This is a genomic window from Marinobacter shunpengi (assembly GCF_045449715.1).
Taxonomy (GTDB): Bacteria; Pseudomonadota; Gammaproteobacteria; order Pseudomonadales; family Oleiphilaceae; genus Marinobacter.
Genome location: NZ_JBJJLA010000006.1, coordinates 117,939 through 133,102 on the forward strand (window position 1 = coordinate 117,939; position 15,164 = coordinate 133,102).

Annotated in this window: 7 protein-coding genes, 2 tRNA genes and 3 rRNA genes; 10 read left to right on the top strand and 2 right to left on the bottom strand. The window is 57.5% G+C overall.

The window, feature by feature from the left end:
* The first annotated feature begins 169 nt into the window (after nt 1-169).
* Nucleotides 170-2,746, top strand: a complete 2,577-nt coding sequence (gene clpB, locus ACJO3T_RS02530) for an ATP-dependent chaperone ClpB (RefSeq protein WP_406977692.1) — start codon at nt 170-172, stop codon at nt 2,744-2,746.
* A gap of 79 nt (nt 2,747-2,825) precedes the next feature.
* Here the strand turns inward: clpB and ACJO3T_RS02535 are convergent, their stop codons facing one another.
* On the bottom strand, nt 2,826-3,572 hold the full coding sequence (locus ACJO3T_RS02535; protein WP_406977693.1) for an MHYT domain-containing protein: 747 nt from the start codon (nt 3,570-3,572) through the stop codon (nt 2,826-2,828).
* Nucleotides 3,573-3,966: 394 nt separating this feature from the next.
* The gene (locus ACJO3T_RS02540; protein WP_406961199.1) at nt 3,967-4,425 is read right to left on the bottom strand and encodes a DUF4124 domain-containing protein; all 459 of its coding nucleotides are present in this window, start codon (nt 4,423-4,425) and stop codon (nt 3,967-3,969) included.
* Nucleotides 4,426-5,038: 613 nt separating this feature from the next.
* Here ACJO3T_RS02540 and ACJO3T_RS02545 point away from each other — a divergent pair.
* The 9 genes from ACJO3T_RS02545 to rrf all read left to right on the top strand — a co-directional run bounded on the left by ACJO3T_RS02545 (nt 5,039) and on the right by rrf (nt 15,092).
* Nucleotides 5,039-6,757: an acetolactate synthase 3 large subunit gene (locus tag ACJO3T_RS02545; protein WP_406961201.1), complete on the top strand. Its 1,719-nt coding sequence runs from the start codon at nt 5,039-5,041 to the stop codon at nt 6,755-6,757.
* Between the two features lie 2 nt (nt 6,758-6,759).
* Nucleotides 6,760-7,251, top strand: coding sequence for an acetolactate synthase small subunit (gene ilvN / locus ACJO3T_RS02550; protein WP_328188565.1), 492 nt, complete (start codon nt 6,760-6,762; stop codon nt 7,249-7,251).
* Nucleotides 7,252-7,315: 64 nt separating this feature from the next.
* Nucleotides 7,316-8,332, top strand: a complete 1,017-nt coding sequence (gene ilvC / locus ACJO3T_RS02555; protein WP_406961203.1) for a ketol-acid reductoisomerase — start codon at nt 7,316-7,318, stop codon at nt 8,330-8,332.
* A gap of 136 nt (nt 8,333-8,468) precedes the next feature.
* On the top strand, nt 8,469-9,296 hold the full coding sequence (pssA, locus tag ACJO3T_RS02560; RefSeq protein WP_406961205.1) for a CDP-diacylglycerol--serine O-phosphatidyltransferase: 828 nt from the start codon (nt 8,469-8,471) through the stop codon (nt 9,294-9,296).
* 437 nt (nt 9,297-9,733) lie between these two features.
* Nucleotides 9,734-11,274, top strand: a 16S ribosomal RNA gene (locus ACJO3T_RS02565).
* A gap of 107 nt (nt 11,275-11,381) precedes the next feature.
* Nucleotides 11,382-11,458, top strand: a tRNA-Ile gene (locus ACJO3T_RS02570).
* Between the two features lie 133 nt (nt 11,459-11,591).
* A tRNA-Ala gene (locus ACJO3T_RS02575) sits at nt 11,592-11,667 on the top strand.
* 338 nt (nt 11,668-12,005) lie between these two features.
* Nucleotides 12,006-14,900: ribosomal RNA gene (locus ACJO3T_RS02580) — 23S ribosomal RNA — on the top strand.
* A gap of 77 nt (nt 14,901-14,977) precedes the next feature.
* Nucleotides 14,978-15,092 (top strand): 5S ribosomal RNA (gene rrf, locus ACJO3T_RS02585).
* Together the 16S, 23S and 5S rRNA genes with 2 tRNA genes alongside form the textbook arrangement of a ribosomal RNA operon.
* Nucleotides 15,093-15,164: the final 72 nt, after the last annotated feature.

The following is a 15,164-nucleotide window of genomic DNA, read 5'->3' on the forward strand; positions in this document are numbered from 1 at the left end:
CCACTGATCCCTGTCAATTTTCTGACACTTTTGGCCGTCTTCGTCTTGAAGTCCCCCCAGTTGGCCCTACATTAAAGGTCAAAGCAATCCGCATGTCGTTTGCCGCGGGAATGATTCCGCCAGGTTGTTGGGCAAAGGCATTGATAGCAAGAACTGGGGATGACAGACCATGAGAATTGACAAACTCACCAGCCGGTTACAGACCGCCCTTGCAGACGCCCAGTCACTGGCGGTTGGCAGGGACCACAACTTTATCGAGCCCATCCATCTGATGCATGCACTGCTGGACCAGGAAGGCAGTGGTATCAAGCCGCTGCTCAAGCAGGCCGGGGCCGAACCCAACCGCGTGCGTCAGGCGATCGCCTGGGAGATCGAGAACCTGCCGGAAGTGAAAGGCTCGGCGGGCGATGTTTCCATGTCCAACGACATGGGGCGCCTGTTCAATGTGGCAGACAAGCTGGCCCAGCAACGTGGCGACCAGTTTATTTCCAGTGAACTTATGCTGCTGGCGGCGCTGGAAAACCGGGGCACCCTCGGGCGCGTGCTGAAAGAGCAGGGTGTGACAAAGGAAGGCCTGGAAAAGGCGATTGACGAGATCCGCGGTGGTGAAGCGGTTAACGATGCCGGCGCTGAGGAAAATCGCCAGGCCCTGTCCAAGTACACCATTGACCTGACCGAGCGAGCCGAAGCCGGCAAGCTGGATCCGGTGATTGGCCGCGACGATGAGATCCGACGCACCATCCAGGTCCTCCAGCGTCGCCGCAAGAACAACCCGGTGCTGATTGGTGAGCCGGGTGTGGGCAAGACCGCCATTGTGGAAGGGCTGGCCCAGCGCATCGTCAATGGTGAGGTGCCGGATGGTCTCAAGGACAAGCGCGTGTTGTCCCTGGACATGGGCGCGCTGATTGCCGGCGCCAAGTTCCGGGGGGAGTTCGAGGAGCGCCTGAAAGCCGTACTCAATGAACTTGCCAAGCAGGAAGGCCAGATCATCCTGTTTATCGATGAGATCCACACCATGGTCGGCGCCGGCAAGGCCGAAGGTTCCATGGATGCCGGCAACATGCTCAAGCCGGCCCTGGCCCGTGGCGAGCTGCATTGCGTGGGCGCCACCACCCTGGATGAATACCGTGAGAACATCGAGAAGGACGCTGCCCTGGAGCGCCGGTTCCAGAAAGTGCTGGTCACCGAGCCTACCGAGGAAGACACCATTGCCATCCTCCGTGGCCTCAAGGAGCGGTATGAGGTGCACCACGGTGTCGAGGTCACCGACGGCGCGATCATCGCTGCCTCCAAGCTGTCTCACCGCTACATCACGGACCGACAGTTGCCGGACAAGGCCATCGACCTGGTGGATGAGGCCGCCAGTCAGATCCGCATGGAGATGGACTCCAAGCCGGAGGCCCTGGATCGCCTGGAGCGGCGACTGATCCAGCTCAAGATCGAGCGGGAAGCCCTCAAGAAGGAAAGCGATGCAGCCTCCAGGAAGCGGCTGGAAGAGTTGTCCAGTGTCATTTCCGGTGTTGAGCGGGAGTACGCTGACCTGGAGGAAGTCTGGAACACCGAGAAGGCAGCATTGCACGGCTCCCAGAAGATCAAGAGCCAGCTTGAGCAAGCCCGCATCGACCTGGAGAACGCCCGCCGCGCCGGAGACCTGGGCAGGATGTCCGAGCTCCAGTACGGTACCATCCCGGAACTGGAGCGGCAGCTGGATATGGCCAGCCAGGCCGAGATGATGGAGATGAAGCTGCTGCGTAACCGGGTCACCGACGAGGAGATCGCCGAGGTGGTCTCCAAGTGGACTGGCATCCCGGTGTCCAAGATGCTGGAAGGGGAGCGCGACAAGCTGATGCGCATGGAAGAGGCATTACATCAGCGTGTCATTGGTCAGGATGAGGCCGTTGAGGCCGTGGCCAACGCCGTGCGTCGATCGCGGGCGGGGTTGTCTGATCCCCACCGGCCCAACGGCTCTTTCCTGTTCCTCGGGCCAACCGGGGTGGGCAAGACCGAGCTGTGCAAGTCGCTGGCGGCCTTCCTGTTCGACACCGAGGAGGCCATGGTCCGTATCGACATGTCCGAGTTCATGGAAAAACACTCCGTGGCCCGGCTGATTGGTGCGCCTCCCGGCTACGTGGGTTACGAAGAGGGTGGCTACCTGACCGAGGCCGTGCGCCGTCGGCCATACTCTGTGCTGTTGCTGGATGAGGTGGAGAAGGCCCATCCGGATGTGTTCAACATCCTGCTGCAGGTGCTGGAAGATGGGCGCCTGACCGATGGTCAGGGGCGCACCGTGGACTTCCGCAATACGGTGATCGTCATGACCTCCAACCTGGGGTCAGATATCATCCAGCAGAAGGCCGGGGAGGAAAACTACGAGGCCATGAAGAACGCCGTCATGGAGGTGGTGGGTACCCACTTCCGTCCGGAGTTCATTAACCGGGTGGATGAAGTGGTGGTGTTCCATCCCCTGGCGGAGAACCAGATCCGTGGTATCGCCAGCATTCAGATCGAGTCACTCGGCAAGCGTCTTAAGGACCAGGATATGCGGCTGGAGCTGGACGACTCCGCTATGGATCTGCTGGCGGAAGTGGGGTATGACCCCGTCTACGGTGCCCGACCGCTGAAGCGGGCTATCCAGCGCATGATCGAAAACCCGCTGGCCCAGCGGCTGTTGCAGGGGGAATTTGTCTCCGGTGACGTGATCCGGGCAACGGTGAAGGACCACCAACTGGTGTTCAGCAAGGGTTGATACAACAGGGCAGGAGCCTCTGGTACGGGTGGCGGCCCCTGGGTCATGGAATACCCGGTCCGGGGGCCGCTGCAGCCCACTATCTCTGGAGGCTTTCCTGAGCCTGCCGATCATGGCTCCATAGGTAGCAGAATGGTATTGCTGCCCCGAGCACCACGCCGACAACCACGAAGATGCTGATGCCCAGGTTGTGGCCGCTCATTGCGCCAAGTACCCAGGGGGTCCCGGCCATATCGGTGGCGATATAGCTTGTGGCAGCCATGCCGGTGTAGTGCATGCCGCACACCGCTGCGCCCATGACCGGAGCACTGAGCAACATCAGCCAAAGCCCGCTAAGGTGGAAGGCAATCCAGAGGGCTGCGGTTGCGGCGACCACGGCGATGACTACCGACAGGGCAACTATGGAAGGGTCGTACTGAAGCGTTGCCGGCATCAGCATTGCTTCCATTCCGATGTAGTGCATGGCAGCAACACCTAGGCCCATGACCAGTCCACCGCCAACCAGGCGAGGCATGGAGCGCCTCCCCAGGCCGGCAATCGCGAGTCCGGCGGCGCTGGCTGCGATAGCCACAAGCGCCGAGAAGATGGTTATGCCGGTGTCATAGGTCACCACCATGGGCATACGGTGGGCCACCATGGCGATGAAATGCATTGCCCAGATGGCGCCGCCACCCATGGCGACCCCGCCGAGCAGGATAATGGCGATTCGTTGTGCCCCGGTACGTGCCGAGGCGAGTCCCCCCGCCAGTTCCAGTGCGGTGAGTGCCCCGAGTATCGAGACAACATAAGAGATGAATACCAGGCCCAGGTTATAGCTTCCGTCCATTACAATACCTCCCATGCCCCGGTCGGTCGCTGAAATCCCCCCCCCTGGCCCTCAGTGGTGCCCGAAGGTCCGCTCTGCCAGTTGGGGGAGCGTCAGAAATAGCCTAGTGTTCGCGGTGAATTTCCGCTGGCAATGATACAAAACGAAACGAAAAGGAAACGCAGCCTGACAATTGGCCGCAGGCGACACACAGGAAGTGCTTGGGGTGATGGGCAAATTGAACATGGGGCAGGGTATGGCTGGGTGGTTAGCGGCCCCGGGGGTGACTGGCTGCCCGGACTCCCAGGTCGTGCAGTGCTGAGGATCAGGCGGGAGCTTCCCCGCCTGATCCTCAGCATTGCGGCAGAATTATCTGAGCGCACTAGCCGCCGGAAACACGACATTGAAGCGTTGCTTATGACTCGGCTTCGCCGCAGCTCTCACTGACAATGTCCTCGAACTGCTGCTTCTTCTCCGCGATTTCCTCGGGGCTCAGGTAGCGTTGCTCGCCATCTTCCGTCACCCGGATGCGGGCGTTACTATTGATGGCCTGAAGGTTCGCCTGGGCGGTCTGGCACCGGGCCTCCCGTTGCTTGCGACGGGCTTCCTCGACAGCGGTTTCCTTCTCGCGGCGTTCCCGTTCGGCCTGGTTCTCATCGAGGGCTCTTACCTGCTCCTGGGGTGACTGCCGTTCGGCGTCGTTGCTGGACTGGCCGGTTTTCACGCTGACCCTTTCGGAGGAGCGGCCAGCCGGTTCACGGTCGCCAAAGTGCACCACACCGTTTTCATCCTCCCAGCGATAAACTGACTCCGCGGAGGCAAGGGTGGGAACCATCAGGCCAATCAGGGCCAGTAGTATCAGGCGTTGGATCATAACCGCAAAATCCCTCGAAGTTTGAACTGACGGGCAGGTGTGGCGTCTGTCGGAAAATAAGGCAGGACCAGCCACCACCAGCCATTTAACGACAATCATGCCATGGCGGGTCAAGGTTTTCCTGCATCGCTCTCAATTCTGTGAACCAGGGGGCAGCCTGGTATCCCCTCGCCAGCGCTTGGCTGGACGTTTCTGCCTGAACCAGTTGCCAAATCAAACCAAATGCACGGGAATGGGCGCTATAGAGGTGCCTGGCGCGCTGTTTCTATTGACAGAATCTTTCCCGCTGTCAGAATTACAGGTTGCCTGAAAGCAGGGGTCAATACGGCAGGCAATCCCGAGCAGTAACCCCCGTTGAATACCACACTGTGCTTCCTGTACCCCGGGTACAGGCGGTTGCTTTTTCTATCGGCAAAGCGCCCAGTATGATGGCAACCCGTTGACTGGCCCTGTTCCGGAACCCTCAGGAACCGGGCTGTCCAGGAGACAACCTCTGTCAGAAATGGTGTGGCGGAACGCCCATGCCGGCCTTCAAAAGAGGCCAAGGCACCGGGCATCCAGGCAATTCGGGACGATTCCCGTAACATTCACTCGTATATAGAGGGTACATCACGTGGAGTTATTGTCTGGTGCCGATATGCTCATCCGCTCTTTGCAGGATGAGGGTATAGAGTACATCTATGGTTATCCCGGTGGTGCGGCGCTTCATATTTATGACGCGCTGTTCAGGCAGGACAAAGTCAAGCATATTCTGGTGCGCCACGAGCAGGCTGCGGTCCACATGGCCGACGGCTACGCCCGGGCTTCCGGAAAACCAGGTACCGTACTGGTGACCTCGGGTCCTGGAGCCACCAACACAATCACCGGCATTGCCACCGCCTTCATGGATTCCATTCCCATGGTGGTGCTGTGCGGTCAGGTGGCGTCCACCCTGATCGGTGAGGATGCCTTCCAGGAAACCGACATGATCGGCGTGTCTCGCCCTGTCGTGAAGCACAACCTGTCTGTGCGTCATCCGGAGGAAATTCCGGAGATCATCCGCAAGGCTTACTACATCGCGTCCACCGGTCGTCCCGGACCGGTGGTGGTGGATATCCCCAAGGATATGACCACCCCCAACGAGCGCTATGAGTATTCCTACCCTAAAAAGGTCAAGCTGCGGTCCTACAATCCAGCGGTTCGCGGGCACACCGGTCAGATCCGCAAGGCGGTGGACATGCTGTTGTCCGCCAAGCGCCCTATCATCTACGCCGGTGGTGGTGTGATCCTGGGTAAGGCCACCGACCAGCTCACCGAACTGACCCGCATGCTGGGCTATCCGCTCACCAACACCCTGATGGGCATCGGTTGCTACCCGGCGTCGGACCCGCAGCACGTAGGCTGGCTGGGCATGCACGGGACCTACGAGTCCAACATGGCCATGCACCACTCGGACCTGATCCTGGCGGTGGGTGCGCGCTTTGATGACCGTGTCACCAATGCTACCGAGAAGTTCTGCCCCGGCGCCCGCATCATTCACATCGATATCGATCCGGCGTCCATCTCCAAGACTGTGGAAGCGGATGTGCCCATCGTCGGTCCGGTGGATGCGGTGCTCCGTGAAATGATCGGCATGGTAAAAGAATCCGAGCATAAGCCGGATGCCGATGCCCTCAAGGCCTGGTGGAAGCAGATCGACGACTGGCGGGCCTTCCATGGCATGCGCTATGAAACCAGTGACGACGTCATCAAGCCCCAGGAAGTCATTGAGATGCTGCACAAGCTGACCAATGGCGAGGCCTACGTGACCACCGACGTCGGCCAGCACCAGATGTTCGCGGCCCAGTACTACAAGTTCGACCGGCCCAACCGCTGGATCAACTCCGGTGGCCTGGGCACCATGGGCTTCGGTCTGCCCGCCGCCATGGGAGTCAAACTCAACTACCCGGATGACGAGGTACTCTGCATCACCGGCGAGGGCAGTATCCAGATGAATATCCAGGAACTGTCCACGTGCAGCCAGTACAACCTGCCGGTGAAGATCATCAACCTGAACAACCAGGCCCTGGGCATGGTCAAGCAGTGGCAGGACATGAACTACGAGTCCCGGCATTCTCAGTCCTACATGGAATCCCTGCCGGATTTCATCAAGCTGGCGGAGGCTTACGGCCATGTTGGTGTCCGGATCGAGAGGAAAGAAGATCTGGAGTCGACGTTGAAGGAAGTCCTGGCCATGAAAGACAAGCTGGTGTTTGTCGATGTTTACGTTGACCGGTTCGAGCACGTTTACCCGATGCAGGTGGCCCGAGGTGCCATGAAAGATATGTGGCTCAGCAAGACGGAGAGGGTGTGATCATGCGTCGAATCATTTCTGTTTTGCTGGAAAACGAACCGGGCGCACTGTCCCGGGTGGTCGGGCTGTTCTCCCAGCGCAACTACAACATCGAAACACTCACCGTGGCACCCACGGAGGACGAGACCCTGTCCCGTCTGACCGTTACCACCACGGGCTCCGACAAGGTCATTGAGCAGATCACCAAGCAGCTCAACAAGCTGATCGAGGTGGTCAAACTGGTGGACCTGACCGAGGGCGCGCACATCGAGCGGGAACTAATGCTGGTCAAGCTCAAGGCCAGCGGCGCCCAGCGGGCGGAGATCAAGCGGACGGTGGACATCTTCCGTGGCCAGATCGTGGATGTCACCAGCAGCGTCTACACAGTGCAGTTGGCGGGTAACAGCGATAAGCTGGATGCCTTTATCCAGGCAGTGGGCACCGCCGGCGTACTGGAAGTGGTGCGCTCGGGTGTCTCCGGTATTGCCCGTGGCGAGAAGGTTCTCAGTCTCTGAGTTTCTGAACGATTTCACCGAAAAAGGGCCCTGGAAGCGGGGCCAATACAAGACAGAGGTTACTATGCAGGTTTACTACGATAAGGATTGCGATCTTTCCATCATCCAGGGCAAGAAAGTTGCCATCCTCGGTTTTGGTTCCCAGGGCCACGCCCATGCGTGCAACCTGAAGGAATCCGGTGTGGACGTCACCGTGGGCCTGCGCCCCGGTTCCTCATCCATTCCCAAGGCGGAAGCCTATGGCCTGAAGACCGCCGATGTGCCGAGCGCCGTTGCGGCCGCTGACGTGGTCATGGTGCTGACTCCGGACGAATACCAGGCCGAGCTGTACCAGTCCCAGATCGAGCCCAACCTGAAGGAAGGCGCCACCCTGGCGTTCGCCCATGGTTTCGCCATCCACTACAACCAGATTGTTCCCCGTAAGGACCTGGATGTGATCATGGTGGCTCCCAAGGCCCCGGGTCACACCGTGCGCACCGAGTTCGAGCGTGGCGGCGGTATTCCTGACCTGATCGCCATCTTCCAGGACGCCTCCGGCAACGCCAAGAACCTGTCCCTGTCCTACGCCAGCGGCATCGGCGGTGGTCGCACCGGCATCATCGAAACCACCTTCAAGGACGAGACTGAAACCGACCTGTTTGGTGAGCAGGCGGTCCTGTGTGGCGGTACCGTTGAACTGGTCAAGGCTGGTTTCGAGACACTGGTGGAAGCCGGTTATGCGCCGGAAATGGCGTACTTCGAGTGTCTGCACGAACTCAAGCTGATCGTTGACCTGATGTACGAGGGCGGTATCGCCAACATGAACTACTCCATCTCCAACAACGCGGAGTATGGTGAGTACGTGACCGGTCCGGAAATCATCAACGAACAGTCCCGGGAAGCCATGCGTAATGCCCTCAAACGCATCCAGAGCGGTGAGTACGCCAAGATGTTCATCTCCGAAGGTGGGCTGAACTACCCGTCCATGACGGCCCGTCGTCGTCAGAACGCCGCCCATGAGATCGAAACCGTGGGTGAGAAGCTGCGTTCCATGATGCCGTGGATCACCGCGAACAAGATCGTGGACAAGGACAAGAACTGATTCCCCCGGGAAACGGTTCCCTCCTGGAAAACGCGGCCTTCGGGCCGCGTTTTTTTGTTCCAGGGGCGACCATGATTTTTCCCGATTTGCCCCAGGGGGTTATACTGGATAATTCACCCATGACGGAATTGGATTCATGAGCGACGCCAAGAAAAGCGCCAAAGTCCCGGAAAACGACAACGACCTGCGACCGGGTGAAGTGGAAGAAGAAGAGGTGGTGGAAGGTGACCGGGTCCGTCGTCGCGGTATCTATCTCCTGCCCAACCTGCTGACAACAGCCTCACTCTTTTCCGGTTTCTACGCCATTGTGTCGGCGGCCAATGGCATGTTTGCCAATGCGGCCATCGCCATCTTTGTATCCATGATCCTTGATGGTTTGGATGGTCGTGTTGCCCGCATGACCAATACCCAGAGCAAGTTCGGCGAAGAATACGACAGCCTGGCGGATATGGTTGCCTTCGGTGTGGCGCCGGGGCTGGTGGCTTTTTTCTGGTCACTCAACAACCTCGGCCAGGTGGGGTGGGCCATTACCTTTATCTACGTGGCCGGTGCCGCCCTGAGGCTGGCTCGTTTCAACACCCAGATAGGCTCCGTGGACAAGAAATTCTTTGTGGGACTGCCCAGTCCGTCGGCGGCCGCCGTGGTGGCGGGGCTGGTCTGGTGTTTCCATGAATACGAACCGGCAAGCTGGCTGACCGCGCTGACCATTGTCATCGTTGGTGGTGCGGGTGTGCTGATGGTCTCCAATATCCTGTACAACAGCTTCAAGGACCTGGACATGCGGGGGCGTGTTCCCTTTGCGGCGATCCTGCTGGTTGTGCTGGTCTTTGTAGTGATCGCTCTGGATCCGGGTACCGTGCTGTTCACCGCATTCCTGATCTATGTGCTCTCTGGGCCCGTGCGCGCCCTGTTCCGGCAGGGGCGTCGGCCGACCGGTGAGAGCAGGGCGACGCCCGAGGAGTAATTGGATCATTTTTCAGTCGATGTGACGGCGAACTGACCGGTTTTATAGCGGCAAACCGAAACCGCCCTAAAAAAGTTGGTATTGGCCGTTGACAGGAATCGGTGAGGCTGTAGAATGCGCCCCACTTCGACGGACACGGCCCATGAGGCTTGAACGGGAAGGCGAAGTAAGCGGTTGTTTGATTTGGGTTTTTGCGGTTCAGGTCTTCTTCGGGAGCGGCGTTAAAAACCTTGAAATAATCGTTGACAAGGTGGCGATCTGATGTAGAATACGCGGCCTTGATTGAGCAGATGCTCAACGCTCTTTAACAAGTTGACCAAGTAATTCGTGTGGGCGCTGGCCGAGACTATCTGGCGACAGATAATCGAGGCAAGCGACTCGTCGAGAATGAGTTTTGTCTTGAGCAAGATTAGAGATCTTCGGATCTTGTATGATTTAAACTGAAGAGTTTGATCATGGCTCAGATTGAACGCTGGCGGCAGGCCTAACACATGCAAGTCGAGCGGAAACAGGGGGAGCTTGCTCCCCGCTGTCGAGCGGCGGACGGGTGAGTAATGCATAGGAAACTGCCCAGTAGTGGGGGATAGCCCGGGGAAACCCGGATTAATACCGCATACGCCCTTCGGGGGAAAGCAGGGGATCTTCGGACCTTGCGCTATTGGATGTGCCTATGTCGGATTAGCTAGTTGGTGGGGTAATGGCCTACCAAGGCGACGATCCGTAGCTGGTCTGAGAGGATGATCAGCCACATCGGGACTGAGACACGGCCCGAACTCCTACGGGAGGCAGCAGTGGGGAATATTGGACAATGGGGGCAACCCTGATCCAGCCATGCCGCGTGTGTGAAGAAGGCTTTCGGGTTGTAAAGCACTTTCAGCAAGGAGGAAAACGTGTTGGCTAATACCCAGCATGCTTGACGTTACTTGCAGAAGAAGCACCGGCTAACTCCGTGCCAGCAGCCGCGGTAATACGGAGGGTGCAAGCGTTAATCGGAATTACTGGGCGTAAAGCGCGCGTAGGCGGTTTGATAAGCGGGATGTGAAAGCCCTGGGCTTAACCTGGGAACGGCATTCCGAACTGTCAGGCTAGAGTATGGTAGAGGGTAGTGGAATTTCCTGTGTAGCGGTGAAATGCGTAGATATAGGAAGGAACACCAGTGGCGAAGGCGGCTACCTGGACCAATACTGACGCTGAGGTGCGAAAGCGTGGGGAGCAAACAGGATTAGATACCCTGGTAGTCCACGCCGTAAACGATGTCTACTAGCCGTTGGGACTCTTGAAGTCTTAGTGGCGCAGTTAACGCACTAAGTAGACCGCCTGGGGAGTACGGCCGCAAGGTTAAAACTCAAATGAATTGACGGGGGCCCGCACAAGCGGTGGAGCATGTGGTTTAATTCGACGCAACGCGAAGAACCTTACCTGGCCTTGACATGTTGGGAACTTTCCAGAGATGGATTGGTGCCTTCGGGAACCCAAACACAGGTGCTGCATGGCCGTCGTCAGCTCGTGTCGTGAGATGTTGGGTTAAGTCCCGTAACGAGCGCAACCCTTATCCCTAGTTGCCAGCACATCATGGTGGGAACTCTAGGGAGACTGCCGGTGACAAACCGGAGGAAGGTGGGGATGACGTCAGGTCATCATGGCCCTTACGGCCAGGGCTACACACGTGCTACAATGGCGCGCACAGAGGGCTGCAACCCCGCGAGGGTGAGCTAATCTCATAAAACGCGTCGTAGTCCGGATCGCAGTCTGCAACTCGACTGCGTGAAGTCGGAATCGCTAGTAATCGCGAATCAGAATGTCGCGGTGAATACGTTCCCGGGCCTTGTACACACCGCCCGTCACACCATGGGAGTGGATTGCACCAGAAGTGGTTAGTCTAACCTTCGGGAGGACGATCACCACGGTGTGGTTCATGACTGGGGTGAAGTCGTAACAAGGTAGCCGTAGGGGAACCTGCGGCTGGATCACCTCCTTAACGATAGCTGGAGGTTTCGGTCAGAGTCCACACGAATTACTTGGTCAATGAGAAGAGAGCAAAGGGTCTTTCGGGCCCGACTTGGCTTGTTTGTGACAAGCAAAACCGGGTCTGTAGCTCAGGTGGTTAGAGCGCACCCCTGATAAGGGTGAGGTCGGTGGTTCAAGTCCACCCAGACCCACCAAAATTGACCAGCTCGTCGTTGCGCCAGGACTCGCGTACTGATGTACGCTTCACCTTGGCGCGCCTAGATCTGATCAATTTTCCGAGTACGGCGAGTGAACACGGTTTGCCGGCTTGGTGAGTGGCTGATATTAGGGGCCATAGCTCAGCTGGGAGAGCGCCTGCCTTGCACGCAGGAGGTCGGCGGTTCGATCCCGCCTGGCTCCACCAAAACCTGGTCGACGATCCCTGAATACCTGACGCAAGTCAGTGTGCAGAAACAAGTGTTTCGAATTGATGACCATCGAAGCCCTTCTTTCTGATCACTGGGTCAGAATTGCTCTTTAACAATTCGGATGAGATTGAAACACGAGATTGATTCTTCTAGTTCAGAGTCAATCTCAGCGATAACGATCAAGCGTTATCCGGTGTGTCGTTGAAGTGGTTGTTTATAGCTTCAGTCGGCTGTCTCTGAATCTCGTCGAGAAGCGAGAAATGGTGAATCACTTCGGTGGTTGGCGATTTCCTGTTGAACGATGAGGCGCAGGTCAGTTGTCTTGGGGTTATATAGTCAAGCAACTAAGCGCATACGGTGGATGCCTTGGCAGTCAGAGGCGATGAAAGACGTGGAAGCCTGCGATAAGGCTCGGGGAGCTGGCAAACAAGCTGTGATCCGGGCATCTCTGAATGGGGAAACCCACCGACTTTCGGGTCGGTATCTTACACTGAATCCATAGGTGTAAGAGGCGAACCGGGGGAACTGAAACATCTAAGTACCCCGAGGAAAAGAAATCAACCGAGATTCCCTTAGTAGCGGCGAGCGAACGGGGACCAGCCCTTAAGCTGGACGACTGGTAGGAGAAGGTTCTGGAAAGGACCGCCATAGTGGGTGATAGCCCCGTATCCGAAACCTGAGTTCAGTGAAATCGAGTAGGACGGGTCACGTGTAATCCTGTCTGAACATGGGGGGACCATCCTCCAAGGCTAAATACTCCTGACTGACCGATAGTGAACCAGTACCGTGAGGGAAAGGCGAAAAGAACCCCTGTGAGGGGAGTGAAATAGACCCTGAAACCGTATGCGTACAAGCAGTCGGAGCCCCTTCGTGGGGTGACGGCGTACCTTTTGTATAATGGGTCAGCGACTTATGTTCAGTGGCGAGGTTAACCGTGTAGGGGAGCCGTAGGGAAACCGAGTCTGAATAGGGCGACTTAGTCGCTGGGCATAGACCCGAAACCGGGCGATCTATCCATGAGCAGGGTGAAGGTGCCGTAACAGGCACTGGAGGCCCGAACCCACTGTCGTTGAAAAGCCAGGGGATGACTTGTGGATCGGAGTGAAAGGCTAATCAAGCCCGGAGATAGCTGGTTCTCCCCGAAAGCTATTTAGGTAGCGCCTCGGACGAATACCACTGGGGGTAGAGCACTGTTTCGGCTAGGGGGTCATCCCGACTTACCAACCCGATGCAAACTCCGAATACCAGTGAGTACTATCCGGGAGACACACAGCGGGTGCTAACGTCCGTTGTGGAGAGGGAAACAACCCAGACCGCCAGCTAAGGTCCCCAAGTACCAGTTAAGTGGGAAACGATGTGGGAAGGCTCAGACAGCTAGGAGGTTGGCTTAGAAGCAGCCATCCTTTAAAGAAAGCGTAATAGCTCACTAGTCGAGTCGGCCTGCGCGGAAGATGTAACGGGGCTCAAACTGGTCACCGAAGCTGCGGCTGCATACGCAAGTATGCGGGGTAGGGGAGCGTTCTGTAAGCCTGCGAAGGTGTGTCGAGAGGCATGCTGGAGGTATCAGAAGTGCGAATGCTGACATGAGTAACGATAATGGGGGTGAAAAACCCCCACGCCGGAAGACCAAGGGTTCCTGCGCAACGCTAATCGGCGCAGGGTGAGTCGGCCCCTAAGGCGAGACCGAAAGGTGTAGTCGATGGGAAACGGGTTAATATTCCCGTACCTTGGGTAGCTGCGATGGAGAGACGGAGAAGGCTAGGTGAGCCGGGCGACGGTTGTCCCGGTTTAAGCGTGTAGGAAGGGGACTTAGGCAAATCCGGGTCCTCAATTCCGAGACGTGACGACGACTGCCCTTTCAGGGCGGGAAGTCATTGATGCCAGGCTTCCAGGAAAATCTTCTAAGCTTCAGGCTACTCGGGCCCGTACCCCAAACCGACACAGGTGGTCAGGGTGAGAATCCCAAGGCGCTTGAGAGAACTCGGGTAAAGGAACTAGGCAAAATGGTGCCGTAACTTCGGGAGAAGGCACGCCGGCGTTAGGTGAAACCCCTGCGGGTGGAGCCGAGGCCGGTCGAAGATACCAGGCCCCTGCGACTGTTTATTAAAAACACAGCACTGTGCTAACACGAAAGTGGACGTATACGGTGTGACGCCTGCCCGGTGCCGGAAGGTTAATTGATGGGGTTAGTCCTCGGACGAAGCTCTTGATCGAAGCCCCGGTAAACGGCGGCCGTAACTATAACGGTCCTAAGGTAGCGAAATTCCTTGTCGGGTAAGTTCCGACCTGCACGAATGGCGTAACGATGGGGGCGCTGTCTCTACCCGAGACTCAGTGAAATTGAAATCGCCGTGAAGATGCGGTGTATCCGCGGCTAGACGGAAAGACCCCGTGAACCTTTACTATAGCTTCACAGTGAACTTTGAGCATGTTTGTGTAGGATAGCTGGGAGGCTTTGAAACCGGGACGCCAGTTCCGGTGGAGCCAACCTTGAAATACCAGCCTGACATGTTTGAGGTTCTAACTTGGTCCCCTGATCGGGGATGAGGACACTGTGTGGTGGGTAGTTTGACTGGGGCGGTCTCCTCCCAAAGCGTAACGGAGGAGCACAAAGGTGGGCTAAGCATGGTCGGACATCATGCGGTTAGTGTAATGGCACAAGCCCGCTTAACTGCGAGACAGACACGTCGAGCAGGTACGAAAGTAGGTCATAGTGATCCGGTGGTTCTGTATGGAAGGGCCATCGCTCAACGGATAAAAGGTACTCCGGGGATAACAGGCTGATACCGCCCAAGAGTTCACATCGACGGCGGTGTTTGGCACCTCGATGTCGGCTCATCACATCCTGGGGCTGAAGCCGGTCCCAAGGGTATGGCTGTTCGCCATTTAAAGTGGTACGCGAGCTGGGTTTAGAACGTCGTGAGACAGTTCGGTCCCTATCTGCCGTGGACGTTGGAGATTTGAGGAAAGCTGCTCCTAGTACGAGAGGACCGGAGTGGACGAACCTCTGGTGTTCGGGTTGTCACGCCAGTGGCACTGCCCGGTAGCTATGTTCGGACGGGATAACCGCTGAAGGCATCTAAGCGGGAAGCCCCTTCCAAGATGAGATCTCCCCGGGCCCTCGAGGCCCCTGAAGAGCCGTTCAAGACCAGGACGTTGATAGGCCGGGTGTGTAAGCGCTGCGAGGCGTTGAGCTAACCGGTACTAATTGCTCGTGCGGCTTGACTATATAACACCCAAGACAACTGCGATAACCTTGATCGTAAAGCACTTCAATCTCATCCATCCCAGTGATCAACCGTTTTGCCTGACGACCATAGCGGTCTGGAACCACCTGATCCCATCCCGAACTCAGCAGTGAAACAGACCAGCGCCGATGGTAGTGTGGCGTTGCCCATGCGAGAGTAGGTCATCGTCAGGCTCTTAATCCCAAAACCCCGACAGCTAACGCTGCCGGGGTTTTTTATTGGCCGTTAGAAAGAGATGACCTACG